Annotated in this window: 20 protein-coding genes; 9 read left to right on the forward strand and 11 right to left on the reverse strand. The window is 70.8% G+C overall.

The annotated features are described in order from the left end of the window. Positions 1 to 58: 58 nt before the first annotated feature. The gene (locus PUR53_RS22720; RefSeq protein WP_329909487.1) at positions 59 to 2,698 is read right to left on the reverse strand and encodes a DUF6185 family protein; all 2,640 of its coding nucleotides are present in this window, start codon (positions 2,696 to 2,698) and stop codon (positions 59 to 61) included. Positions 2,699 to 2,772: 74 nt separating this feature from the next. Continuing rightward, positions 2,773 to 3,705 (reverse strand): nuclear transport factor 2 family protein, encoded by a 933-nt coding sequence (locus PUR53_RS22725; RefSeq protein ID WP_329899929.1) that lies wholly within the window; start codon positions 3,703 to 3,705, stop codon positions 2,773 to 2,775. Between the two features lie 132 nt (positions 3,706 to 3,837). Here PUR53_RS22725 and PUR53_RS22730 point away from each other — a divergent pair, with 132 nt between their 5' ends. Next, complete coding sequence (locus PUR53_RS22730) at positions 3,838 to 4,830, forward strand: aldo/keto reductase (RefSeq protein WP_239755328.1); 993 nt, start codon at positions 3,838 to 3,840, stop codon at positions 4,828 to 4,830. 227 nt (positions 4,831 to 5,057) lie between these two features. Here the strand turns inward: PUR53_RS22730 and thpR are convergent, their stop codons facing one another. The 3 genes from thpR to PUR53_RS22745 all read right to left on the reverse strand — a co-directional run bounded on the left by thpR (position 5,058) and on the right by PUR53_RS22745 (position 7,956). Beyond that, a complete protein-coding gene (gene thpR, locus PUR53_RS22735) occupies positions 5,058 to 5,630 on the reverse strand; it encodes an RNA 2',3'-cyclic phosphodiesterase (protein WP_329909488.1) in 573 nt (190 codons plus the stop codon). 175 nt (positions 5,631 to 5,805) lie between these two features. Beyond that, positions 5,806 to 7,083 (reverse strand): MFS transporter, encoded by a 1,278-nt coding sequence (locus PUR53_RS22740; protein WP_443078243.1) that lies wholly within the window; start codon positions 7,081 to 7,083, stop codon positions 5,806 to 5,808. 435 nt (positions 7,084 to 7,518) lie between these two features. Then, a complete protein-coding gene (locus PUR53_RS22745) occupies positions 7,519 to 7,956 on the reverse strand; it encodes a MarR family winged helix-turn-helix transcriptional regulator (protein WP_329899932.1) in 438 nt (145 codons plus the stop codon). 165 nt (positions 7,957 to 8,121) lie between these two features. Between PUR53_RS22745 and PUR53_RS22750 the strand changes: the two genes are divergently transcribed. After that, positions 8,122 to 8,304, forward strand: coding sequence for a hypothetical protein (locus PUR53_RS22750; RefSeq protein ID WP_045556385.1), 183 nt, complete (start codon positions 8,122 to 8,124; stop codon positions 8,302 to 8,304). Here PUR53_RS22750 and PUR53_RS22755 read toward each other — a convergent pair. Then, a complete protein-coding gene (locus PUR53_RS22755; RefSeq protein WP_329909491.1) occupies positions 8,297 to 9,712 on the reverse strand; it encodes an NCS2 family permease in 1,416 nt (471 codons plus the stop codon). The genes PUR53_RS22750 and PUR53_RS22755 overlap by 8 nt on opposite strands. 157 nt (positions 9,713 to 9,869) lie before the next feature. On the opposite strand from PUR53_RS22755, the gene PUR53_RS22760 reads away from it, so the two are divergent. From PUR53_RS22760 to PUR53_RS22770, 3 genes are all read left to right on the forward strand, one after another. Next, entirely contained in the window at positions 9,870 to 10,250 is a 381-nt protein-coding gene (locus PUR53_RS22760; RefSeq protein WP_329909493.1) for a DUF2530 domain-containing protein, read from the forward strand. Positions 10,251 to 10,530: 280 nt separating this feature from the next. Beyond that, positions 10,531 to 12,939 (forward strand): HAD-IC family P-type ATPase, encoded by a 2,409-nt coding sequence (locus PUR53_RS22765; protein WP_329909494.1) that lies wholly within the window; start codon positions 10,531 to 10,533, stop codon positions 12,937 to 12,939. Positions 12,940 to 13,023: 84 nt separating this feature from the next. Beyond that, complete coding sequence (locus tag PUR53_RS22770) at positions 13,024 to 13,578, forward strand: hypothetical protein (RefSeq protein WP_329909495.1); 555 nt, start codon at positions 13,024 to 13,026, stop codon at positions 13,576 to 13,578. A gap of 69 nt (positions 13,579 to 13,647) precedes the next feature. On the opposite strand, the gene PUR53_RS22775 is transcribed toward PUR53_RS22770, so the two are convergent. From PUR53_RS22775 to PUR53_RS22785, 3 genes are all read right to left on the reverse strand, one after another. Further along, the gene (locus PUR53_RS22775; RefSeq protein ID WP_329899937.1) at positions 13,648 to 14,496 is read right to left on the reverse strand and encodes a hypothetical protein; all 849 of its coding nucleotides are present in this window, start codon (positions 14,494 to 14,496) and stop codon (positions 13,648 to 13,650) included. 190 nt (positions 14,497 to 14,686) lie between these two features. Beyond that, positions 14,687 to 15,610, reverse strand: a complete 924-nt coding sequence (locus PUR53_RS22780) for a hypothetical protein (RefSeq protein WP_329899938.1) — start codon at positions 15,608 to 15,610, stop codon at positions 14,687 to 14,689. Positions 15,611 to 15,774: 164 nt separating this feature from the next. Beyond that, positions 15,775 to 16,554, reverse strand: a complete 780-nt coding sequence (locus PUR53_RS22785) for a calcium-binding protein (RefSeq protein ID WP_329909496.1) — start codon at positions 16,552 to 16,554, stop codon at positions 15,775 to 15,777. Between the two features lie 331 nt (positions 16,555 to 16,885). Between PUR53_RS22785 and PUR53_RS22790 the strand changes: the two genes are divergently transcribed. Both PUR53_RS22790 and PUR53_RS22795 read left to right on the forward strand, forming a co-directional pair. Beyond that, positions 16,886 to 17,758, forward strand: coding sequence for a hypothetical protein (locus PUR53_RS22790; RefSeq protein ID WP_329909497.1), 873 nt, complete (start codon positions 16,886 to 16,888; stop codon positions 17,756 to 17,758). 30 nt (positions 17,759 to 17,788) lie between these two features. Continuing rightward, positions 17,789 to 17,962 (forward strand): hypothetical protein, encoded by a 174-nt coding sequence (locus PUR53_RS22795; protein WP_329909499.1) that lies wholly within the window; start codon positions 17,789 to 17,791, stop codon positions 17,960 to 17,962. 107 nt (positions 17,963 to 18,069) lie between these two features. Here PUR53_RS22795 and PUR53_RS22800 read toward each other — a convergent pair whose 3' ends face one another. Further along, positions 18,070 to 21,219 carry a sacsin N-terminal ATP-binding-like domain-containing protein gene (locus PUR53_RS22800; protein WP_329909500.1) on the reverse strand — a complete coding sequence of 1,050 codons (3,150 nt, stop codon included), beginning with the start codon at positions 21,217 to 21,219 and terminating at the stop codon, positions 18,070 to 18,072. A gap of 536 nt (positions 21,220 to 21,755) precedes the next feature. Further along, positions 21,756 to 22,685: a DUF3027 domain-containing protein gene (locus PUR53_RS22805; protein ID WP_329909501.1), complete on the reverse strand. Its 930-nt coding sequence runs from the start codon at positions 22,683 to 22,685 to the stop codon at positions 21,756 to 21,758. 692 nt (positions 22,686 to 23,377) lie between these two features. Here PUR53_RS22805 and PUR53_RS22810 point away from each other — a divergent pair. Together PUR53_RS22810 and PUR53_RS22815 are read left to right on the forward strand one after the other, a co-directional pair. Next, positions 23,378 to 24,766, forward strand: coding sequence for an MFS transporter (locus PUR53_RS22810; protein WP_329899942.1), 1,389 nt, complete (start codon positions 23,378 to 23,380; stop codon positions 24,764 to 24,766). Positions 24,767 to 24,839: 73 nt separating this feature from the next. Further along, entirely contained in the window at positions 24,840 to 25,334 is a 495-nt protein-coding gene (locus tag PUR53_RS22815) for a hypothetical protein (RefSeq protein WP_329899943.1), read from the forward strand. Positions 25,335 to 25,346 lie beyond the last annotated feature (12 nt).

Raw genomic sequence — 25,346 nt, forward strand, 5'->3', positions numbered from 1 at the left:
GCCGGTACCTTCCCGGAGCGGGAATGACCGATCCCGTGATCTCGACTCAGAACACTCCCTAGTTCGACGACGCAGGCGGGGCCTCACCGCTCGACGGTGTCGCGTTCGGTTCGGCGAAGAACTGCCAGATGGTGATGATGGCGATGATCTGGCCGATGAGATAGGCGACCTGGAGGGAGTAGTAACGCATCTGGTAGACGGACAGCAGCAGTCCCAACCGGCTCTGCCAGTAACGTCGTTCGCCCGCGAAGGTGTCGAGGTCGAGGGCTATCCCGGTGACCGTGAGAACGAAGAGCATCGTCAGGACGTACAGCGCGACATTGGCCGCGCTCTCGCGCATGAGTCGGGTCACGAGCACGTCGAGCCCTACCGGCACCGCGAAGGCCACGGCGACCGGAAGCGCCTTGACGGCGCCTCGACGCCCGGGCAGCACGCGCCACAGGGAACCCAGTACGAAGCCCGCCCCGGCGAAGGTGACCGTCCAGGAGACGAGGGTGGACGCCAGCCCGGCGAAACCCAGCATGTCCGCGAGGGTGTTCTGCCAGCCCTCCCCGCGCACCCACTGCGACCAGGTGTCGAGGACGGCGGCGGGGATCCCCGGCACCAGCGCGAAGCGGGCCCCGCGCACCCCGTTGCCCCACCAGTCGTCGCGCGGTCCCAGGGCGAGCGCCACGTCGACGACGGACACCCTGTCGGGCAACCGGTCGGGGGCGGCACCCGGAGCGTCGTTCACCCGCCAGTTGTGCAGTCGGCCCAACCGCCGTTCCAGTTTCTCCCGTTCGGGCGGTACGTCACCGAACAGCCCCTGGTCGAGGCGGCGCAGCTCGGCGTGAATCTCCCGGTAGGAACGGGCCTTGTCCAGCAGCGTCCTGCGGGCGGCCGGTCCCCCCACTGTCGCGAGCGGCCGCCTGGAGATCTCGAAGCGCTGCGCGAGAACGGAACGGTGCGCGAGCAGCGCCGTGGTCCCGTAGAGGGCCAGCATGTAGAGGGGTATCCAGAGGAATTCGAGCAGTGCGTTGTCGAGGCGGTTCTGTGCGTCCAGACCCACGGCGAGCGAGAAGAAGGCGAGCAACGGAACGCGGTCCGCGACATCGTGCAGGGGCGACAGGACGGACGCGTCGTGCCAGGAACGCAGTACGGCGATCAGAGCGAGGCTCGTGAGCTGCCAGCCGTGCTCGACGATCAGCCATTCCTGCACCCACGAGACCCCCCACGTCGCCGTCCAGACGAAGTCGAACCTGTGGTTCGCGCCGTACTCGTGTTCATTCCTGTCCATCAGCCAACTCGCCTGCTGCCAGCTCCGCTCCTCGGCCAGCGCCAGGCATACGGCGAGGGCAACCGCGGCCGCGAGAACCGCCGGCCCTGCGACCCGGAGCCGCAGGCGCCGGTCCCGGCCGGGAAGACGCCGGCTCGGAGGCACCAGCCGTCCGTCGACCGCGAGCCGCCAGGCAGCCGCGGTGAAAGAGAGCAGCAGCAGGACCACGAGACAGGACGAACCGGCGCCGACGAGGGCGAGCCAGACCTCCTCGCGGGTGTACTCGCCCTCCAGCAGGATCACACTGTCCGACGTCCTCGCCCACAGGGCGGCCGTCCACAGCACCACCGCGACCGCCAGCAGTCCGGCGATCGCGGTCCGCAAGGGGTGTCGCGGACGGGCGAAGGAGAGCAGTACGAGGACGGAGAGTAGGGCGCAGCCGTACCGGATGACCAGTTGGACCTCGAAGAACGCGGGCTGCCCCAGCTCTTCCAGGATCCGTTCGGTCATCCCTTCCGCGGCGGCGAGCACGTAGAGGGCGACCATCGTGGGTGCCCACCGCCGCAGATTGTCCAGCGTGCGGACGCGCGGATCGATCGGTGGGCCGGGGCGTCGGCGGTAGCGCCGCACCGCCGCCTGCAGCAGGGCCGCGAACGTGCCGGCCCAGAGCACGACGCCGAGCATGTTCAGCGCCATCGCGTGCAGATGGTTGCTCCGCGCGGCCCACGAGCGTTGCCAGGGCGGCTTCACCGTGACGCTCACCGCGAGGTCCACGGGCAGTTGCTTCACTGCCTCGTCCTCTTCCACCCAGGCCAGGACGTCTTGGTCCGCCTTGCCGGGCCGCCACACCAGTGCCGTAGCCCCTTCGCCCGCCCGGGGGTCGGGCTTCGCCCGCTCGGCACCGGTCCGTCCGGGGTCCACCGTGATCTCGTCCCACCAGGCACCCAGCAGGGGCTCCGGCGCGTCGAGCCACACCTTCCACTCCTCCAGCCCGGTCGGCCGGATCCGCCACAGGCCCACCTTGATGGTCTGGTGGTAATTGACCCAGCCATGGGCCTTGTGGACGACGGTGACCCGGCCGCCGGTCGAGGTGACCATCGGCGGCCGGGTCCGCTGCTCGTCCCAGTTGGGGTCGTCCCGCTCGGGCTCGATGAGACAGGCCATCGCCTCGATGTAGGGCCGGCTGTTCTCACTGAGCAGCAGATCCGGCGCGAGCGGCCAGCTCCCCGGAAGGGTGACCGTCAGCTCGGTGACCGCCTTGGTGTACGTCTGGCCGTCATGCTCCAACCGCACCGACGTACTGACCTCGGCCCCGGCCAGCTCCGCACTCCGGCAGAGATCGTCGGCCGATGCCTCCGCGGCCGGGGCGGCCCCCGCCGCCGTCACCACCCACACCGCGGCGGCCAGCACCGGCAGGGCCCACGTGTACGCACGGTTTCTCACCACAGACGTCCCCCCGAACGGCACCCGTGCGGGACATCATGACCGCCGGACCCATCAGGGAAACGATGCGACGGTCAGAACATCGTGTTGTCGTTCGCCGACGTCTCCGGCACGTTCTGGAGTACGTCCCAGTGTTCGACGATCTTTCCGTTCCGCACCCGGAACAGGTCGATGACGGCCTGGCCGCGTTCGCCCGGGGCGTTGACGTAGTGGCTGTGGACGGCGACGAGGTCGCCCTCGGCGACGACGCGCTTGCGCGTGACGGTGAGGGAGGGGAACTGCTGGAAGTAGCCGCCCAGACCGGCCCTGACCCCGGCCACGCCGTCGGCAATGTTCGGGTTGTGCTGGTGGTACTCGGGGCCCCAGTACCGGTCGAGCGCCGAGAGGTCCTTGCGCACCAGCAGCCGGTCGAACGCCTTGGTCACCAGCTTCTCGTTGTACGAGGTCAGCCAGGCCGGCCCGGGCACCTCGGTGCGCGGCCGGCTGACGGTGGAGAACATGTCGTTGCCGTTGGCGGAGGACTCCGGCACCTCCTGCCCCACGTCCCAGTGCTCCGCGATCCGCCCGCCCTGGAACCGGAAGATGTCGAAGACGGCGGAGCCCCGGCTGCCCGGCGTGAGCACGACGTTGGAGTGCACGAGGACGAGGTCGCCCTGGGAGATGACCCGCTTGATGTCGTACGCGGCGTCCGGGAACTGCCCGCTCATCGCCGCCGCGAGCCCCTTCAGCGTCTCCGCCCCGTCCGGCGCGAGCGGATTGTGCTGGATGTAGTCCGGCCGCACGTACCGGTCCACGACCGCCGTGTCGCCGTCCTCGAACACCCCCTTCAGCACCCGTACGGCCACGGCCTTCTGGTACCCGAGCCGCGCGGCGTCCCCGTGCGGGGCCCGCTCGGTGACGGCGGTGGGCGGCGCCGCGACGGCCGGTACGACGGCGACGGTGGAGGTGAGCGCGGCGGCCGCGAGGACGGCGACGAGCGCGCGCCGGGCAGGCGTGGTGGGGGTCACGATGCTCCCATTCGGAGGGCCAACTTGAAAGTTCAAGATGATGCTTACGAAAGGAAAGCACTAACCCTCGGTTAGCGTCAAGATCCGCTCCCGCTTGCCTAGAGCGCACTCCACCGATTTGGCTAGGCAGTCATGAAGTACACACAGCTCGGACGCACAGGCCTCAAGGTCAGCCGACTGGTCCTCGGCACGATGAACTTCGGTCCGCAGACGGACGAAGCGGACAGCCACGCGATCATGGACGCGGCGCTGGACGCGGGCATCAACTTCTTCGACACCGCGAACGTGTACGGCTGGGGCGAGAACAAGGGCCGTACCGAGGAGATCATCGGCAACTGGTTCGCGAAGGGCGGCGACCGCCGCGACAAGGTCGTTCTCGCGACCAAGGTGTACGGGAACATGGCGGACTCCGAGAACGCCTGGCCCAACCACGACAAGCTCTCCGCGCTGAACATCCGGCGCGCCGTGGACGCCAGCCTCAAGCGGCTGCGGACCGACCACATCGACCTCTACCAGTTCCACCACGTCGACCGGGCCACCCCCTTCGAGGAGATCTGGCAGGCCGTCGACGTACTCGTCCAGCAGGGCAAGATCCTCTACGCCGGCTCGTCCAACTTCCCCGGCTACAAGATCGCCCAGGCCAACGAGATCGCCGCCCGCCGCGGCGGCACCATCGGCCTGGTCAGCGAGCAGTGCCTCTACAACCTCTACGAACGCCGCGCCGAGATGGAGGTCATCCCGGCCGCGCAGGAGTACGGCCTCGGCGTCATCCCGTGGTCACCGCTGCACGGCGGTGCGCTCGGCGGCGTGCTGAAGAAGGAGGTCAAGGGCGGTCGGCGCAGCGCGGGGCGCGCCGCGGGCGCCATGTCCGGCGACGACGTACGAGCGAAGATCCAGGCGTACGAGGACCTGCTCGAGAAGCACGGCCTGGAGCCCGGCGAGGCCGCCCTGGCCTGGCTGCTCACCCGCCCCGGCGTGACCGGCCCGATCGTCGGCCCGCGCACCGCGGAGCAGCTCGAATCGGCCTTGCGCGCGGTGGAACTGGAGCTGAGCGAGGAGGTCCTGACGTCCCTGGAGGAGATCTTCCCGGGCCCGGGACCGTCCCCGGAGGCCTTCGCCTGGTAGCGGGCGGCGCCACTCGCCGTGCGTGAGGGGGCGGGGAATCCGCGAGGAGCCCCACCCGGCCGCGGCCGGACACGGCCCGCGGTTCCCCGGCCCCACCTCACCGGGCGGTCACCTGCCGAGCGCCGCCGCGACAGCCACCACCGCGAACATCAGCACGAGCACACCGGCCATGATCCGGTTACGGGTCTTCGGGTCCACCCCCCGAGCCTAACCGGCGGCCGGAACGATCATCGGGCCGCCCCGAGCTCCCACCGCGCCACCGCCTCGTACCGCGGCTGCTCGCCCGCCACGCCGGACGTCGGCAGGTGGCTGCGCACCAACGCCAGGTCGGACACCGTCCACGGGCGGCCGGCGAAGGTGTCGAGCACGGCGACGTGCGGCCGTACGTCGAGGTCCTCCCGGCTGCGGGCCACCGTCAGATGGGGCGTGTAGCGGCGGTGCTCCCCCATCGGCACCCCGGCCTTCCGTGCCGCCGCCTCCGCCCGGTCGGCCAGCATCCGCAGCGCGCCGACTTCCCCCTCGGCCCCGGCCCACAACGCCCGCCCGCGCCCGAACCGCCCACCGCCGCGCACCGCCAGCCGGAACGGTTCGCTCCGCCCCGCGGCCCGCTCCAGCCGCCGCGACAGCTCCGGGACGACGTCCTCCTCGACCTCTCCGTAGAAGGCGAGCGTGAAGTGCCAGCCGGGCGGAGTGGTCCACCGCAGCCGGTCCGCACCGGGCAGCCGCTTCAACTCCCCGACCACCAGGCCGAGTTCCTCGACGACGTCAGCGGGCGGAAGCACGGCGGCGAACAGTCTCATGCCCGCCACCTTCCCAGGCCGACGGGCCACTCGGCGACCACTGCGCCCCGTGAGGGGCGCGGGGAACGGCACGACCGGCCACGACGCCGCCGCAGCCGCAGCCGCCCGACGACACCGCGTGGCACCCCCGTCGGCGTCACGTCCGCCACGTCCGCCCCAAGCGGAGCGCAACCGCTCAGACCGGTACCGACGTCGGTTCGTCCGCCCGCTCCCGGGACAGGACCCGCACCCGCGGATGCCCGTGGTTCCACCCCACCGACAGGCGCAACCCACCGGCCCTGACGAGGACCAGGCCCACGACGACCGTGGCGACCGTGGCGACGACACCGCCGGCGACGAAGCCGAGCCGCGCACCGTACGCGTCGGTGACCCAGCCGGCGATCGGCGCACCCAGCGGCGTACCGCCCAGGAACACCATCATGTAGAGGGCCATGACACGGCCGCGCATCGCGGGGTCGGTGTTCATCTGGATGGCCGTGTTGGCGGTGACGTTCACCGTCAGGCCGAACATCCCTATCGGCACCATCAGCAGGGCGAAGATCCAGTACGCGGGGGCCAGCGCCGCCACGATCTCCAGCAGGCCGAAGGCGAGCGCGCCGCCGATCAGCACGTGCAGCCGGGCGGTGCCCCGGCGCGCCGCGAGCAGGGCGCCGGCGACCGAGCCGACGGCCATGAGGGTGTTGAAGAGGCTGTACGAGCCGGCGTCCGCGTGGAACACGTCGTCCGCGTAGGCCGAGAGCCAGACGGGGAAGTTGAAACCGAAGGTGCCGATGAAGCCGACGAGGACGATGGGCCACAGCAGCTCGGGGCGCCCGGCCACGTACCGCAGGCCCTCGCGGAGCTGGCCCTTGGCGCGGGGGGCCCGGCGGACGGGGTGCAGCTCGCGGGTCCGCATCAGCAGCAGGCCGGTGATGGGGGCGACGAAGGAGAGGCCGTTGTAGAGGAAGGCCCAGCCCGTGCCGACGGTGGTGATCAGCACACCGGCGACGGCGGGGCCGACGAGACGGGCCGACTGGAAGTTCGCCGAGTTGAGGCTGACCGCGTTCTGCAGCTGGTCCGGCCCGACCATCTCGGACACGAACGACTGCCGGGCCGGGTTGTCGACGACCGTGGCCATCCCCACGGCGAAGGCGGCCACATACACGTGCCACACCTGGACATGACCGGAGAGGGTGAGCGCGGCGAGGGCCAGACCGGTCACGGCCATCGACGTCTGCGTCACGAACAGCAGCCGCCGCTTGGGGAACCGGTCGACCAGCACGCCGCCGTACAACCCGAACAGCAGCATCGGCAGGAACTGGAGCGCCATCGTCACACCGACGGCCGTCGACGACCCCGTCAGGCTCAGCACCAGCCAGTCCTGGGCGATCCGCTGCATCCATGTGCCGATGTTCGACACGACCTGCCCGACGAAGAACAGCCGGTAGTTCCTGACCCGCAACGACCGGAACATCGAGACCCGCGAGGCCTCGGACGCGACCGCCGGGGAACCACCGGGCCGGGGGTCGGTGTCGACGCTCTCCGGCACGGCCGCGCCCTCGTTCAGGCAGCCGGTGGTATCCGGCGGGGCAGTCACACCCTCGTTCGCGCGGCCGGTGGTATCCGGCGGGGCTTCCCGGGCGGCGGGGACGGTCGGGGGCTCGTGGGTGGGCGGGGGTGCGGGGACGGAAGGTGTTCCGGGGCCCGTACTCAAAGGGGTTCGCCTCCTTGCGCGAAACGCGTGTACGTCGTGGGGTTGCGTGAGCCTCACCGCTCCTGTTCTGTCTGCTGGTTTTCGGGGCGACCCATGCCCGCCCCCTGACGGCGCACAGGCTGTACGCCGGGGCGCATCGGCGGCCGACCCGGCGTGCCCTCCTGCGGCGGCACCACCCGGCGGCCGGGCCCGGGATCAGAGGTGCGCGAGCTTCTCCAGCACCGGCGCGGCGGCCCGCAGCGCGGCCCACTCCTCCTCGCCGAGGCCCTCGACCAGCGACGCGAGGAACGCGTTGCGCTTGCGCCGGCTCTCCTCCAACATCGCCTCGGCCCGCTCGGTCTGGGTGACCACCTTCTGCCGCCGGTCCTCGGGATGCGGCTCCAGCTTCACCAGCCCCTTGCTCTCCAGCAGGGCGACGATCCGGGTCATCGACGGCGGCTGCACATGCTCCTTGCGGGCCAGCTCACCGGGGGTGGCCGTGCCGCAGCGGGCGAGTGTGCCGAGCACCGACATCTCGGTCGGGCTCAGCGACTCGTCGACCCGCTGGTGCTTGAGCCGACGGGACAGGCGCATCACGGCGGAACGGAGGGCGTTCACAGCGGCCTCGTCGTCGCCATGGTTCAGGTCAGGCATGTTCTTTAGCCTAACTCATTACTCTCCCTAAGGACCACCGAAACTCCACAGCCGTGCCCGTGAGCCCCGCCACTCATGCCGATCCACACCCTCGCATCACTCATATGAGTGACTAGTACGCAGAACATGACACGACGGCCCAGAGCGCACCTGACCCTCGTACACATGGGGACCACTGTGCTCAGCCTGCGGATAGACGGGGAGCTGCTCGACCGGCTCCGGACCCACGCGGCGAAAAGGGGAATGAGCGTCCAGGACTACGTGATCGGGACGCTCATCCGGGACGACTTCGACGAGCGGTTCCAGACCGCCGTCGACGAGACCGAGAAGTTCTACGGGGTCACGTGAGCCCCAGCGCCGGCATCAGGTAGTAGAAGAGGAAGACCGCCGAGACCACGTACATCGCGACCGGAACCCCGCGCCCGCGCCCCGCGGCCAGGCGCAGCACGACGAAGGTGATGAAGCCCATCCCGATGCCGTTGGTGATCGAGTAGGTGAACGGCATCATCACCATCGTCACGAAGGCCGGAACCGCGATCGTGTAGTCGGCCCAGTCGATCTCGCGGACGGAGTTCGCGAGGATCAGGAACCCGACCGCCAGCAGCGCCGGAGTGGCCGCCTGGGAGGGCACCATCGTGGCGACCGGGGTGAGGAACAGCGCGACCGCGAACAGCGCGCCGGTCACCACGTTCGCGAACCCGGTGCGCGCCCCCTCGCCCACACCCGCCGTCGACTCCACGAAGCAGGTCGTGGCGGACGAGGAGCTGGCACCACCGGCCGCGACGGCGATGCCGTCGACGAAGAGCACCTTGTTGATGCCCGGCAGCTGACCGTCCGCGTCGGTCAGCTTGGCCTCGTCGCCGACGCCCATGATCGTGCCCATCGCGTCGAAGAAGCACGACAGCAGCACCGTGAAGACGAAGAGGACGCCCGTCAGCAGGCCGACCTTGCCGAAGCCGCCGAAGAGACTGACCTCGCCGAGCAGCCCGAAGTCGGGGGTGGCGACCGGGTTGCCGGGCCACTTCGGGGTGGTCAGCCCCCAGGAGCCGGCCGGCAGCTTGGCGACGGCCTCGACGACCACCGCGAGCAGCGTCATGGCGACGATCGAGATGAGGATCGCGCCCGGCACCTTGCGCACGATCAGCGCGAGCGTCAGCAGCGCGCCGAGGACGAAGACGAGCACCGGCCAGCCATTGAGGTGCCCGTCCGCGCCCAGCTGGAGCGGCACGGTCGTGTGCGCGGCGTCCGGGATACGGGTGACGAAGCCGGCGTCGACCAGCCCGATCAGCATGATGAACAGACCGATACCGATGGAGATGCCCTTGCGCAGACCCAGCGGCACCGCGTTCATGACCCGCTCCCGCAGCCCCGTCGCGACCAGCAGCATCACGACGAGCCCGGCCAGCACCACCATGCCCATCGCGTCCGGCCACGACATGCGCGGCGCGAGCTGGAGGGCGACGACCGTGTTCACGCCGAGCCCCGCCGCCAGCGCGATCGGCACATTGCCGATGACGCCCATGAGGAGGGTGGTGAAGGCGGCGGTGACCGCGGTGGCGGTGACCAGCTGGCCGTAGTCCAGCTGGTGCCCGTACATGTCCTTCGCGCTGCTCAGGATGATCGGGTTGAGCACGACGATGTACGCCATCGCGAAGAAGGTGGCGAACCCGCCCCGGATCTCACGCGACAGCGTGCTGCCGCGTTCCGTGACCCGGAAGTGGCGGTCGAGTGTGCCAAGGGTGCCCTGCGGGGACATACGAAACCTCATCCCCAACAGACCACCCGGAGGCAGGGACGTTGTTGGAGTTTTCTACGAACAGAAGTGGCCAGCCAGAAACCGTTTCAGTATGAACATACATTTCCGCGAACGCCATCTCCGCGCGTAGACCCGCGCGCCTCGTAAGCTGTGCCTCATGGCGAAGTGGACCCCCAAGCACGAGGCACCGGAGCCCCTGGAAGGGCCCATCGTGCCGACCATCATCGGCGGCACGATCCTGTGGCTCGTCCTCTTCGTCGTCCAGCTGCCCTTCTACGGCTGGTACGAGGACCACGGGCACACCTGGTGGATCTGGACCTGCCTGGCGGGCGGCGGCCTGGGCTTCATCGGCATCTACTACGTCCGCAGACGCGACGCGGCGATCAAACGCGACGCGGCCCGGCGGGCCCCGGCGGAGGCGGAGGCCGCGAAGGCCGCGGAGGCGAAGGCCAGGACCAAGGCCACCAAAGCCGACCGGATCGCAGCGGAGGCCGAGTCCGAGGCCGACGACGTGCCGACCGGGCCCACCACCAACTGAGCCCCGAAAAAGGGGCGCGCGGAACCGCGCGAGCAACCACGACGAAGCGGCACTCACCAGCGACCCCATTGAGCCCGTCCGGCGACTGAGGACGAGCCCGCAGGGCGACAGCGGGGGGCCGGGGGCGCAGCCCCCAGGGGCCGGCATCGACCGACGGGACCCACCGCACACCGGGCACGTACGACCCCGGCATCACGGCGGAGCCCACCCCTCCTCCGCAGGTCGGATCTTTCGCGCACTCGGTGGGTGAACCCCCAAATCCGCACGTACCGTCGAATGCATGACGCACATCGACGCGGGCACCGACCTCGATCCTGTGCACCCCACCCCCGCCCCGGCCCCTCCGGACACGAGGCGGGCGCGCGGCCTGACGGCCGCCGAGGTGGCCGAGCGGGTGACCCGCGGCGAGGTGAACGACGTACCCGTACGGAGCAGCCGCTCCACGGTGGACATCGTCCGCGCGAACGTCTTCACCCGGTTCAACGCGATCATCGGCGTCCTCTGGGTGATCATGCTCTTCGTCGCGCCGATCCAGGACAGCCTCTTCGGCTTCGTGATCCTGGCCAACACCGGCATCGGCATCGTCCAGGAGTGGCGGGCGAAGAAGACCCTCGACTCCCTCGCGGTGATCGGCGAGGCGAAACCCACGGTCCGCCGCGACGGGGTCGCCGCGACCGTCGGCACCTCCGAGATCGTCCTCGGGGACCTGATCGAGATCGGCCCCGGCGACAAGATCGTCGTCGACGGGGAGTGCGTCGAGACCGACGGCCTGGAGATCGACGAGTCGCTGCTCACCGGCGAGGCCGACCCGGTCGTCAAACAACCCGGCGACCAGGTGATGTCGGGCAGCTTCGTCGTCGCGGGCGGCGGCGCGTTCACCGCGACCAAGGTCGGCCGGGAGGCCTACGCGGCCCAGCTGGCCGAGGAGGCGAGCCGCTTCACCCTCGTCCACTCCGAGCTGCGCTCCGGCATCTCCACCATCCTCAAGTACGTCACCTGGATGATGGTCCCGACCGCGATCGGTCTGATCATCAGCCAGCTGATCGTGAAGGAGAACGACTTCAAGGACTCCGTCGCCCGCACGGTCGGCGGCATCGTCCCGATGGTCCCCGAGGGCCTCGTCCTGCTCACCTCCGTCGCCTTCGCCATCGGCGTGATCCGTCTCGGCCGCAAGCAGTGCCTGGTGCAGGAGCTGCCGGCCATCGAGGGCCTCGCCCGCGTCGACACCGTCTGCCTGGACAAGACGGGCACGCTCACCGAAGGCGGCATGGACGTCACCGAGCTGCGCCCCCTGGGCGGGGCGGACGAGTCGTACGTACGCCGGGTGCTGGGCGCCCTCGGCGCGTCGGACCCCCGGCCGAACGCCTCGCTCCAGGCGATCATCGACGCCTACCCGGACGGCGAGGAGTGGCGCTGCACCGAGTCGCTGCCGTTCTCCTCGGCCCGCAAGTACAGCGGCGCGGCCTTCGGCGAGGGCGACGGCGCGTCCAGCACCTGGCTGCTGGGCGCCCCCGACGTCCTCCTCCCCGACGACGACCCGGCCCTCACCGAGACCGAACGGCTGAACGAGGACGGGCTCCGGGTGCTGCTGCTGGCCCGGGTGACCCGGGCGCTGGACGACCCCGAGGTCGCGACCGGCGCGCACCCCACCGCCCTCGTCGTCCTCGAACAGCGGCTGCGTCCGGACGCCGCCGACACCCTGCGCTACTTCGAAGAGCAGAACGTACGGGCGAAGGTCCTCTCCGGCGACAACGCGGTGTCGGTCGGCGCGGTGGCCGGCAAGCTCGGCCTGGCCGGCGAGGTGGTCGACGCCCGCCGGCTGCCCGCCGAGCGCGCGGAGATGGCGACGGCCCTCGACTCGGGCACCGTGTTCGGCCGCGTGACCCCCCAGCAGAAGCGGGACATGGTCGGCGCGCTCCAGTCCCACGGCCACACCGTCGCGATGACCGGCGACGGGGTGAACGACGTCCTGGCCCTCAAGGACGCCGACATCGGGGTGGCCATGGGCTCCGGATCGGAGGCGACACGGGCGGTGGCCCAGATCGTCCTGCTCAACAACAGCTTCGCGACGCTGCCGTCGGTGGTCGCGGAGGGCCGCCGCGTGATCGGCAACATCACCCGCGTCGCGACGCTCTTCCTGGTGAAGACGGTCTACTCGGTGCTCCTCGCCGTCCTGGTCGTCTGCTGGCAGGTGGAGTACCCCTTCCTCCCCCGCCATCTGACCCTGCTCTCCACCCTGACGATCGGTGTCCCGGCCTTCTTCCTCGCCCTCGCCCCCAACAAGGAGCGCGCGCAACCCCACTTCGTCCGCCGGGTCATGCGCTACGCGATCCCGGGCGGCGCACTGGCGGCCCTGGCGACCTTCGCCACCTACCTGATCGCCCGTCATCACTACACCGGGGAGGGCGCGTTGGGGGCGGAGACCAGCGCCGCCACCCTCACGCTCTTCCTGATCTCCATGTGGGTGCTGGCCATCATCGCCCGCCCCTACACCTGGTGGCGCCTCGGTCTGGTCGCCGCGATGGCGGCCGGCTTCCTGCTGGTCCTCGTCGTCCCCTGGCTCCAGGACCTCTTCGCGCTGCGTCTGGTCGGTACGACGATGCCGTGGACGGCGGTCGCCATCGCGGCCGGGGCCTCGGCGGTCCTGGAGTTCCTGTGGAGGTGGGTGGACCGCCGCTTCCCCGCGTAGCGCGTAGCGCGTAGGGGAAACCGGACCCGCGCGGCCGGCGTCCTCGCCTCTGACCGACTTCGTCGCGAAGGGGAGAAACGCCACATGGACCCGGATCAGCCGGTGGAGTTCCACGCCCTGTGCGGGCATCTGATCGCGGCACCGGCCGATCGCGTCGGGCAGGAGGTCCGCTGCCCCCACTGTCACCGGGTGGCCCGGGTCCCCTCGCCCGACATCCCGTACGCCTCGCCGGTGCCCGTCCCGGCCGGCGCCATCGAGCCGCTCGCGCTCACCGCCCTCTACGTGACCACGCTGATCGGGGGTCTCCTCGCCGCCGGCCTGATCTACCTGGTCATGTTCGACGAGTTCTCCGAGTCCGAGCTGGTCTCGATCACCCCGCTGTGGTTCTTCCCCGTCGTCTTCGGCCTGTACGGCTTCGCCTCCCAGCGGCTGCTGCGCCACATCGCCACCGGCCGCGCGAGAACCCTCGGTGAGGCGGCCCGTGTCTCCATCGACGTGGCCGGGCACTGGGCGGCGCTGGTGCTCTTCCCGTTCCTGGTGCTGAGGTGGCGCAGTTCCCTGCTGGTGTCGCTGGCGGCCGCGCTCTTCTGGGCCGTCCTGCTGTGGCTGTTCTTCGAACTGCTCTTCCCGGCACTCTGACCGCGCGACGAGGGGTGCCGGGGCCGACGAACGACCACGACACCCCTCACCGGGTCCGCGCCCCGCGTGCTACTTCACGTCGACATAGTCGCCCGTGGCGTTGACGGGCGCCGTCGTGGTGACACCGGCGTAGCTGAAGCGCCAGTAGCCGTCGTACGTGGCGGTGCCGGTGGCCTTCACATTGCCGTAGGCGTCCGAGTAGACCGTCTTGACCGTGGTGTACGTGCTGGTGCCGGCCTTGCGGAACTGGAGCTTCACCGGCTGCTTGGCGAAGGCCTTGTAGGTGTGGCTCTGCCAGTCGGCGCGGGTGAGCTTGCCGGTCGCGGTGACGGTCCGGCCCTTGGTGACGGGCTCCGGCCCGGCGTTGACGGTCAGCTTCGCGAGGCGCTGGACGAGGGTGGAGGCCGACCCGCTCTGCTCCTTGTAGCCGACCTTGCTGTAGTCGATCTGACCGCTCGTGGGGTCCTGGCCGTTGAAGGCGATGGCGTCGGCGCCCGTCTTCCAGGTCCCGGCCTGGGAGTTGAGCAGATCGCCCTCGCCCGGCCGGATGTCGATGGTGCCCGTGCAGCTCTCGGTGGTCGTGGTGGTGACCTTGCAGGTGGCGAAGTCGTCGCCGAAGAGCTGCGGGGTGCTGTCGTCGCCGAAGGTGCCGCGGTAGAGGAAGGGCTCGACGAAGAAGTCCCCGGCGGTGACCTTGACGTCCGACCCGTGCGTCAGCGTGAAGGAGACCGGGGTGCTGACCGTGCCGCCGACCCCGACCTTGACGGACTTGGCGATCTTGAAGTTCGAGAAGCTGACGTTCAGCGTGTACGGCGTACCGCTCGTCGCCGCCGCGTCGGCCGCCTGTGCGGCGGGCATCCCGAGGGTGGAACAGGCCAGGGCGCCGAGAACGGCGGCCACAGTGGCTCTTGTGCGCATGTGTTCCCCAAGTGGAGAAGAGTTGATCGTGGGGCCAGTCGGCCCGCCTGATCTGAACACGCGTTCCCACCGCATACGGGACTCTTCGTCCACTTCTTACGAAAGTCCGACTCCGGCCTTACGGAACGGAAAGGGCGCCGACCCGGGAGTTCCCGGACCGGCGCCCACACCTGTCACCGCGGCCTGCGGCCTACTTCACGTCGACGGCGTCGGCCGCCGACGTCACGGCCGCCGTGGTCGAGGTGCCCGCGAAGACATAGCGGTACGTGCCGTCGACGGTCGCCTTGACGGTGGTCTTCAGGGCGCCCGTGGAGGACGACTTGACCGTCTTGACGTCCTTGTAGACGGACGTGCCCTTCTTCTTGAACTGCAGCTTCACGGCCTGACCGCCGTACGCCGGGAACTTGTTGGTCTCCCAGTTGGCGCGGGTCAGCTTGCTGGTGACCGTGAGGGTCTTGCCCTTCTTGACGGGCTCGGGGGCCGCGTTGGCGCCGGTGAGCCGCGCCTCGCGCTGCACCTTGACGGTGCCGAGGCCGCCCTGCCAGGTCTCACCCATGTCCGCGGAGTTCTCGTCGAACTGGATGGCGAGGCCGCCGGCCTTCCAGGTCTTGGCGTACGTGTTGACGAGTTCACCGTAGGCCGGCCTGATGTCGATGAGCGCCTTGCAGTTGGCGGTGGTCGCGGACGTGGCCGTGCAGGACGCCGCCTCGTCGCCGAAGAGCACCGGGTTCTCCAGTGTGTCCTCCAACGAGGCGGGCACCGACTTGAGGTAGAGGAAAGGCCCGTTGGCGAAGTCCTCGTCGGTGATGTCCACGTCCGCGGCGTGCGTGAGCTTGTAGGTGACCGACACCGTGCGCTTCTTGCTCGCGCCGACGACGATCGGCTTGCCGCCGTTCACCTTCATGCCGGAGAAGGAGACGTCGGGGCCCGCCGTCGCGTCGGCGGTGGTGGCCGCGCCGAACGCGGACGGCCCGGTGCCGGCGGTGACCGCCGCCCACTGCGGGGAGGTGGCGATGCCGTTCGACGAGTCGTCCGCGGCGTACACGCTCGGGGCGGCGAAGGCGGAGAGCGCGAGAACGCCGGAGACGGCGACTGCGGTGGTTCGGATACGCATGTGTTCCCCCTGATGGAGCAGAAGGGCCCGGCGGTCGCCCGCGCGTGGGCCCGGCGGAGCGCGGGTCCGTTCGACCCACGCGATCGGCCACCACAGGCACGCGGAGAGCGCACCGATGCACGGTGCGCCCTCTCACGCGCAAGAGACGGCCTCGTACGGAAGGACTACTTCACGTCGATGGTGTCGCCCGTGGCGGTCGCGCCCGCCGTGGTCGAGGTGCCCGCGAAGACGTAGCGGTACGTGCCGTCGACGCTCGCCTTGACAGTGGTGGACACATCACCGGTCGAGGCGGAGTTGATGGTCTTGACCGCCTTGTAGGTGGTCGAGCCCTTCTTCTTGAACTGCAGCTGCACCGGCTGGCCGCTGAGAGCACCGTTCACATTGGTGTTCCAGTTGGCACGGGTCAGCTTGCTGGTGATGGTGACGGTCGCCCCCTTGGCCACCGGCTCCGGCGAGGCGTTCGCACCCGCGAGCTGGGAGGAGCGCAGGACCTTGAACGACCTGGCGTTGTCCTTGATCGCGTAGTCGTAGTCCTTGGCCTGGGCGAGCACCGTGGTCTTCCACGTACCAGCTAGGGAGTTGATGACCTCGACCCCCGGCTTGAAGGTGAAGGTCGCCGAGCAGTTCGACTTGGACGAGGACACCTTCTTGCAGCTGATCGGGTCCTTGTTGGACGCGACGATGCCCTCGGCGGACTCGATGGTCTTGCCACGGTAGAGGTACGCGCTGGCCGTCCGGTGACCGGAGTTGTCGGTGACGGTGAACTTCAGCGTGACCGTCTTGTTGGCCTTCGCCCCCACGACGACGGCCTTGCCTCCGTTGACGGAGACGTTGCTGATCCTGATGTTGCCGAACTGGTCGTCAGCCTGAGCGGCTGGAACGGCGAGAGCGGTCAGAGCCAGGGCGCCGGTGACGACTACGCCCAGAGTGGCACGCTTACGCAATGTTTTCCCCACGTCGAAGGAATCTCGCGGACGGGTCCGTCGCACGGGATCCGGTTCGGATTCGATGAGCCCCGCGGGCTTCCGGGAGTTGAGTGACTCGTGAGAGGCCTGCCGACTCGGGTGATCAGATCGACGAGTGTGCCGGATGGTTGTACGAGATTCGGATCCCTTGTGGAGATGTTGCGTAGATCACAGGGTGCGCGGCGGCCTGCGATCAAGCTCTGATCTTCCTCAACTTCCTTGAGTGTTCACGTTTATCACACAAAGCTTCACATCGACCGCGAAGCAAGTCACCATTGCTTCACATGAATCAACATGGGGGAACAGCACTGTGCGTGCAAGAACGCGTGCGCTTACGGGGATATCGCTGGCCGCCGTCCTGACGGCGAGCCTGACGGCCGGTACGGCGACGGCGGACGACCCGGGGGAGGCCGCCAGGAAGGCCGCCGAGGCAGCGAGGCGAGCCGCCTACCAGGCGTCCCTCGATGCCGGAAAGGCCACACCCGTCACTGCGGCCGAAGTGGCCAAGTTCGCAGAAACCGCCCTGTTCAAGGCGAGAGCAGCGCAGCTGGGGCTCTCACAGCCCAAGATCGACGAACTCCTGTCCTCGGGGGAATGGGTGGGCGTTCCCCTCGAGACCACGCTGGTGACAGCGGGGCAGGACGTGGACCCGGAGACCCAACCGGAGCAGTCCGAGACCGAGGCGGCCACCCAGGCCCCCGCCCAAAACGAGGTGACCGATGCCGAGACGGTCACTCCCGATGACGCCGTCGCGACCAATGACGATGGATCTCCGGAGCCGTTGGCGTCCAAGGTGCGCTGCTACACCGGCAACGGCCCCACTGTGACCGTCAAGGCGAAGAACGTCGCCGGCAAGGTGCTGTGGTACTACCAGGTCGGCGAACGGTACTGCTACAACGGCAAGTCCATCACCAGCCGCGACTCCCAGCCCTATGTCAACCACAAGATCTACACCTGGGCCCAGGTGCTGGGCTGGTCGTGGGAGGGGCAGGATCTCTCCGGCAAGAAGGGCCCGTCCTACTACAAGTGGCGAGGCAACTCGAAGGGCGGACTCAAGACCTGGCGCAAGGGTGAGATGAAGTACTCACCCGTCAAGGTACCGATCGGCGGCCTCCAGAAATTTCCGTGGGTGCACCTGTACGAGCGAGCTGACGGCTCGTACAAGTACAGCGCCGGTATGTGATCTGACCACCGTGAAGGAAGGAACGTCGTCATGTTTGTCCTGGGCACGGTCGCACTCGTATCCCTTGTGACCTGGAAGCTCTCCCATCATCACAAGGTGATCACCCTCGCGGCGGCGCTGAGCTGCTTCGCCTTGCTCTACGGCGTGGGCTTCCAGACGTCCTCGACGACGACGAGCACGACCCCGCCCGTCGTTCGCCAGTAACCAACCGTCCTGCGCCCTGCGATCTCCCCCTCCCACTCGTGACAGAGGGAGATCGCAGGGCGCGGGTTTCTTCGTCGGGTGGATGGTTCCGCCGCTGTGGGTGGAACTCAGTCGAACCAGCGGTCCCGGGCCAACTCATCGGTCCTGGACGGGTCTTCGAGCAGCGCGGCCACCTCGAAGCGGCGGGGCCACTGTCCCGCCGCCCAGGCCAGACCGGCCGCGACCCCCTCCAGCGTGGCGGCGTGCAGCACGCCGTCCCGGGTGCGGCGCCAGTCCAGCTCCACGCCGTCGACGACGAGTTCCTCGTGCTCGACGTAGGACGCGGGCGTGCCCGGCCCGAGCAGGACCCGCACGGAGTCGGGCACCTCGTGCTCCGTGCCCTGCGAGTCGACCTGCCCGGTCACCGACTCGCTCAGCCGCCGCACCTGGAACAGCTCGGCCAACTCGGCGGCCCGCGACGGCCGTACGGGGAGCAGCGGCACACCGGAGGTGAAGGGCAGCAGGTCGGGCGAGTCGACGACCATGGCGTCGGCCGCGTCCACGACGGTCACCTCACCGTCCACCACCGCGCGCAACTCGTCGGGGAGAGTCACCTGTTCGGGGTCGAGGTCGGCCAACGCGCCGTACAGACCGTGCAGTTGGGAGGCGCTCACCGGTAGGTCCGGGTCGGCCAGCCGGTCCAGCAGTTCGGCGGCGCCGCCCGGCTCGTCCAGCAGCGCGGCCACCGAGGTGCGCACCCCCAGCGCCCGCAGGACCTGCTCGTCGTCGAAGCCGGTGGCGTCGGCCTCGTCGTACAGACCGCGCAGCAGCGGGTCGCCGCCGGCCGCGAGCAGGCCCGCCGGGCGGCGGCCGTCGAGGACGGGGTTACCGCGCAGCCACCAGGCGGTGTAGGGGCGGACGATCTCGTGCGTACCGTCCGGGAGCAGGATGCGCACCGGCTGGACCAGCGCGTCGCGCAGCGGCGGGCGGGCGAGCAGCGCGAGCGCCTCCGGCCAGCGGTCCTCGTCGACGAGGTCCAGGTCGCGCACGGCCACGAGCTCCGTAGCGACCGGCGGCACCGGGCTGTCCGGGAACCGGTCGAGGATGTCCTCGGCCCACACGTCGACCGCGTCGAGCAGACCAGCGTCGTCGGGCTCGGCGAAGTCCCCGTCGCGCGGCTCCAGTTCGTCGGGGTCGAGGACGACGTCGGTGGCGCGCACGAGGGCGAAGTCGGCGAGCACGCCACAGGCGGCCAGGGGCTGTTCGCCCCAGCGCTCGGCCAGTTCGGCGTCGACGAAGGCGAGTTCGTCCTCGCGCATGACCCGGGCGAACGGGCTGCCGGGCAGGACCAGCTCACCGGCGGGGGCCGGCTCGCCGTCCTCGTCGGTCAGGGCGAGGGCCCCGAGCCAGGGCTCGTCGCCGGGTTCGAGGCCCGCGTCGCGGACCAGGGCGAGGACGAGGTCGGCCAGCTCTTCCGCGTCCGGCCGGCCGTCCTCCTCGTCCCAGACCCCGCCGTCGTCGTCCAGGGAGGCGGCCACGGCGGCCCGTACCTGCGGGGTGGTGAGCACGGCACGCGGGGTCGCGGGCAGCGCGCCCAGCTTCTCCAGGAGGGGATGCACGGCGTCCGGGTGCGCGACCTTCAACCCGAGGCGGGCGAGCGTGTCGGGACGGGCCGTCTGCGGACCGTCGGGGGCCGGCAGGAGGATCTGCCGGGGGCCGATGGTGGTCCGCCCGTCCGCGAGCGGCACGGGCAGACCGGACAGCCGGTCCGGATCGACCCCGGCGAGGCTGTCGTACAGCCGCCGCCACCAGTCGGGCGCCTTCTCCAGCCCCGCGAGCCGGTCGATCGCGTCCCCCAGCGGCAGGCGCGCGACACCCAGCGTCCGCAACTCCGCGCGCCGTTCGAGCCCGGCGGGCAGCAGACTGGGCAGGACGTCCGCGAGCACCTGGACCGTCTCGGCGCCGGCGCCCTCCACGACCTCGGCGTCACGCGGACGCAGCGCGGCGGACAACTCGTCCAGCTCGTCGTCGGGTTCGGGCATCACGGCACGCGGCAGGAACGCGGTGCGCGGCAGCCGCTCCAGGATCGCCTGCCGCAGCGCACCGTCCAGCTCGCCCTTGCCCAGCGGGCCGGGCACGAGGTCGATGACGCCCTCGCCGACCGGCTCCCAGGCCGCGAGGAGCGCGGCGTACGCGTCCGCCGCGCGCTGCACGAGGAAGTCGGTGAGCGGCCCGGGCGCGGCGTGCCGCCGGGTCGTGTCCAGCGGGAAGGAGGCGATGAGCAGCGCGGGCACGCCGAGGGCCTCGTCGCTCGGCGTCGGCGCGTGCACGACGGCGCTGGTGCGCGGCCGGACCGGCGCGCCGTCGGGCCCGGTCGGCACCGCCCAGGTGACGGACCAGTGCGGCCGCAGCCGCTCCTCGACGGGCCGGTCGGCGAGCAGCGCGGCCTCGATCGCCCCGTGCTCGGCGACGGTGCGCCAGCGCGTGACCCCGTCCCGCGAGTCCTCCACGACGACGTACGCCCCCTCCACGCGCCGTCGCAGCGTCCGCGCCTCGTCGGCGCCGACCTCGATGACGACCTCGTCGAGGCCGGGCAGGGCCAGCAGCAGCGCGTCGTCGACGGCGTGCAGCAGCCGCTCGGCGAGATCGGCGGCGGCGGTGTCGCGCAGCGGCAGGATCACGACGGTGTCGTACGACTCCGGGGCGGACCCCTCGGCGGCGAACGGCAGCCGCAGCAGCGGCACATGGCCGTCCCGGCGGCGGATCTCGTCGCCCAGTCCCGGGCTGTGCCGGGCGGTGTCGGCGGCGAGCAGCCGGGCCTCGGCGAGCGACCAGCGGATACCGCCGTGGCGCCCGACGACGGCGGGCTCGTCGGTGACGGCGAGGACGGCGGCGAAGCCGACGCCGTACCGGCCCACGGCGCCCTCGTGGCCGCCGCTCTGGGTGTCCCGCTTCGCGGACGCGCGGAGCGTGGACAGCGACTCCACGCCGCCCGCGTCCAGCGGGGCGCCGGTGTTGGCGGCGACGAGGACACCGTCCCGGAGGGTCAGCCGCAGCCGCCCGGGGACCTTCGCCCTGGCCGCCGCGTCGGCGGCGTTCTGCGCCAGCTCCACGACGAGGCGGTCCCGGTAGCCGCCGAGGACGAGGTCCTCCTCGGCGTTGGCGTCCTCGCGGAACCGGGCGGGACTGGTCGCCCAGGCGTCCAGCACGCCCCGCCGCAGTCGAGCCGTCCCGAACGGGTCCGCACCCTCGGCCGCCGGCCGCACGAACTTGCTCACGGTTCACTTCTCCCTGTCGCCTGGTGACCACGAAGGTACCGGGTCGCTGCGCCGGCTTGGCCGTGTGTCCAGGGGGGTGGGGGGTAGCTGGTATGTCCGGAGGTGCGGGTGGGTGGGGGTTGCTCGCGCAGTTCCCCGCGCCCCTGAAAACCAGGGGCTGCGCCCCATGCTTTCCAGGCCCGCAGAACCGTGACCTTCCAGGCCCGCGGGGCCGCGCTTTCAGGCCCGCATGGCGGTGAGCTTCCAGGCCTGCGGGGCCGTGAACTTCCAGGCCTGCGGGGCCGTGAGCTTCCAGGCCTGCGGGGCCGTAAGTTTCCAGGCCCGCAGGGCCCACTCTTCCAGCCCCGCGGGGCCGCGCCTTCAGCCCCGCGGGGCCCGCGCTTCCAGCCCTGCGGGGCCCGCGCTTTCAGGCCCGCAGGGGCCTGATGCTTTTAGGGGCGCGGGGAACTGCGCGAGCAACCCCCACCGGAGCCGCAGTCGCCCACGGACCCGCACCCCCGAGCTCTCAGGCGCACCGCATCACTGAACCGGCGGCACTAGGAATGCCCCAGGTCCGCCTCGGACTCGGCCTCCTCCGACACCGGCACGGACCCGGAATCCGCCGCCGGCCGCAGCGGGAAGGGGTCCACCCGCGTCTCGTCCAGCCGCGGCGGAGCCGGCCGCGGCGGCTTCGGCATGACCGCCGCCTCCGAGTGCCCCCCACACCCGTACGTCAGCGACACCATCCGCCCGTCCGCCGGCGCGAACTCGTTCGCGCACACCCCGAAGGCCTGCCCGAGCGACCCCCCGATCGGCACAAGGAATCCACAACTCACACACGCGGCGGGCGCGGCCTGCGCCATCGCGGTCTTCGCCCCGAACCCTTCCTCCCACCGGTCCGCCGCCGTGTGCAGCCCGTACCGGGACAGGACGCGCGCCCGGCGCATCCCCAGTTCCTCGGCGACCGCGGCGATCGACCCACGGCTCGGCACGAGCGGCAGGTTCGCCGGCGCCCCACCGGTGACCTCGGCGTCCTCCGCCTCCACCAGCTCGGCCATGTCGTGCGAGACCGGGGAGTTGGGCAGCGGTTCGTCCTCGCCGGAGTACCCGGGCTCCAGCCGCAGGTCGTCCGCGTCGGTGGGCAGCAGATCACCGGGGCCCATGTCACCGGGCCGGAGCCGCTCGCTCCACGGCACCCACTCCGGCGCGAGCAGCGCGTCCGGGCCGGGCAGCAGGACGACCTCGTCGAGGGTCACGAACTTCGCGCGGGAGGCGCGGGCGACGGTGACGGCCCAGCGCCAGCCCCGGTAGCCCATCTCCTTGCACTCGAAGAAGTGCGTCACCACCCGGTCGCCCTCGGAGATCAGCCCCGCGTGCTCGCCGACCACGCCGGGCGCGGCGGCCTCCTCGGCGGCGGAGCGGGCGAGGTCGACGGCCTCGGCGCACAGACGGTCGGGGGTGCGGCTTCGCGTTGTCGCTGCGCTCACAGGTATCGCTTCTCTCCTACGCCGTCTCACGAGTGCGCCTCCCTCGGCGGGGGGTGCGGACGGAGCGGACCAGGGGGCCGCGTCGACGTCCGCGCCCGATCGCACTCGGGCGCACCTATGTCATCCATTCTGCGGGATGAACGAGAGGCGCGCGGCCGAGAACAACCGCCGCAGGCGCGCTATGCACGCTACCTTCTCCGAGGCTCGGCGCCCACACCGACGTAAGGGTTCCGCGATTCCGCTGCGCTCGGCTTTGGCCGGAGACCGGTGGTGAGGGTGGACTTCGGACGGTGCCGACGGTTGGCGAAAAACCGCCGTGGCCTGCGGGGGGCTCCGCGGCGGCCGGTCCGGAAGCCGGGGGCGACGTGGGCATGCGCGGCCCGGTGGGGCTTCTCGCGCAGTTCCCCGCGCCCCTGAAAACCAGGGGCTGCGCCCCACGCTTTTCAGCCCGCAGAACCGTGAGCTTCCAGACCCGCAGGGCCATGGTCTTCCAGACCCGCAGGGCCATGGTCTTTCAGGCCCGCAGGGGCCTGAAGCTTTTAGGGGCGCGGGGAACTGCGCGAGAAGCCCCACGCACCCGCACCCGCCGACGCAAGCCGCACCCCCCACCCGATAAGGCGCCCCCCACACCCCCCACGGCCATACGAGCGGTAACCGCACTACCCCCCGCCATCTCGGGGCACTATGACGGGGTGACCGGCGCCGAGCGGAGCGGAGCGCGCGGGTCGGGTCGGGTGACCGGCGCGGCCCGCTCGGTGGGCCGCGCCCTGCACCTCCCGTTCACCGGCCCCGCCCGAGGCATCCGCAAGGCCACCCACGCCCACGGCGCCGGCGAGTCCGGCCTCGGCAAACTCATCGAACTGCACGGAGTGAACGGCGCAGGCGACGTGATGATCACCGTCTCCCTCGCCTCCACCGTCTTCTTCTCCGTCCCCACCGACGAGGCCCGCGGCCGCGTCGCCCTCTACCTCGCCATCACCCTCGCCCCCTTCGCCCTCCTCGCCCCCGTCGTCGGCCCCCTCCTGGACCGTCTCCCGCACGGCCGCCGCGCCGCGATGGCCGGCGCCATGCTGACCAGGGCGTTCCTCGCCCTGATCCTCGTCGGCGCCGTCGAGACCGGCCGCATCGAGATGTACCCCGCCGCCCTGGGCGTCCTGGTCGCGTCCAAGGCGTACGGCGTGGTCAGAAGCGCGGTCGTCCCCCGTCTCCTCCCGCCCCGCTTCTCCCTGGTGAAGGCCAACTCCCGGGTGACCCTCTGCGGCCTGCTCGCCACCGGCGTCGCCGCGCCCATCGGCGCCGGACTCCAGGCCCTCGGCCCCCGCTGGCCGCTCTACGGCGCCTTCCTGATCTTCGTGGCGGGTACGTTCCTCTCCTTCACGCTGCCCGCGAAGGTCGACTCGGCGAAGGGCGAGGACCGGGCCCTGCTCGCGGCGGACGCCGAGCATCTGCACGGCCCGCACCGCAGCAGCGCGCTCAAACGGCCCGGCCTGCGGACGGTCGGCCCGGCGGTCACCCACGCGCTCGGCGCGAACGCCGCCCTGCGCGGCCTCTCCGGCTTCCTGATCTTCTATCTGGCGTTCCTGCTGCGCATCCACCCGCTGCACGGGCAGAGCGCGGCCCTGTCGCTGGGCATGGTGGCCGTGGCCGCCGGTACGGGAAACGCGCTGGGGACAGCTGTCGGCGCGTGGGTGAAGCAGCGTTCGCCGGAGCTGATCATCGTGACCGTCGTCGCCGTGGAGCTCGTGGTGGCGATCGTGGCGGCGCTGTTCTTCGGCACGTTCTTCATCGCCGCTCTCGCCGCGGTCGCCGGTTTCTCGCAGGCCCTGTCCAAGCTGTCGCTGGACGCCCTGATCCAGCGGGACGTCCCCGAACTCGTGCGGACCTCCGCCTTCGCCCGCTCCGAGACCCTGCTCCAGATGTCCTGGGTGGTCGGCGGCGCCATCGGTATCGCCCTGCCCCTCAACGGCACCCTGGGGATGGCCGTGGCCGCCGCGATCGTCGCCGCCGGCTGGCTCACCACGGTCCGCGGACTGCTCTCCTCCGCCCGGCACGGGGGTGCGCCCCGCGCCCGGGTCGCCTGACCGGGCGCCCGTCCGTCCGGCACGCCGTACCCCACGTAGGGGCACCCCTGGACGGGCCAGATAGCCTTCGCCCATGACCTTCCAGCCCCGCGGCGGAGCCGCTCGTCGACACAGCCGTCGCGCCGCAGCCACTCTCGGCGCTGTCTCCGCCGGACTTCTCGTCCTGTCGGCCTGCGACGAGCCGACGCCGATGGCCACCGTCACGATCGGTACCGACTCGATCAGCTCCGAGGCCGCCTGCTACCGGACCCTCACCCTCGAGCAGGCCGCGGAGTGCACCAAGGAGAAGCCCTCCAAGTCCGTCGAGCTGCCCGAGGACGAGACCCTCCGCATCGGCGTCGACCCGGAGGTCGCGGACGCGGGTTGGACCCTGTGGATCGACGGGCGGCCGGTCGTCAACGAGACGTTCGACAAGACGTACAAGGTGTTCCCCAACCCCGGCCTCTTCGCGACCCAGCCCGGTCAGACCGCCCCGAAGTCGCTGATCATCAGCGTCGTCCAGCAGAACGCCGAGGGCTCGAAGATCGAGGGCGTGTGGAACTTCGAGCTGAAGAACCCGGACGCCTGATCCACTGCCGAC

Source organism: Streptomyces sp. SP18BB07 (genome assembly GCF_036322545.1).
In the GTDB taxonomy this organism is placed as follows: Bacteria; Actinomycetota; Actinomycetes; order Streptomycetales; family Streptomycetaceae; genus Streptomyces; species Streptomyces deccanensis.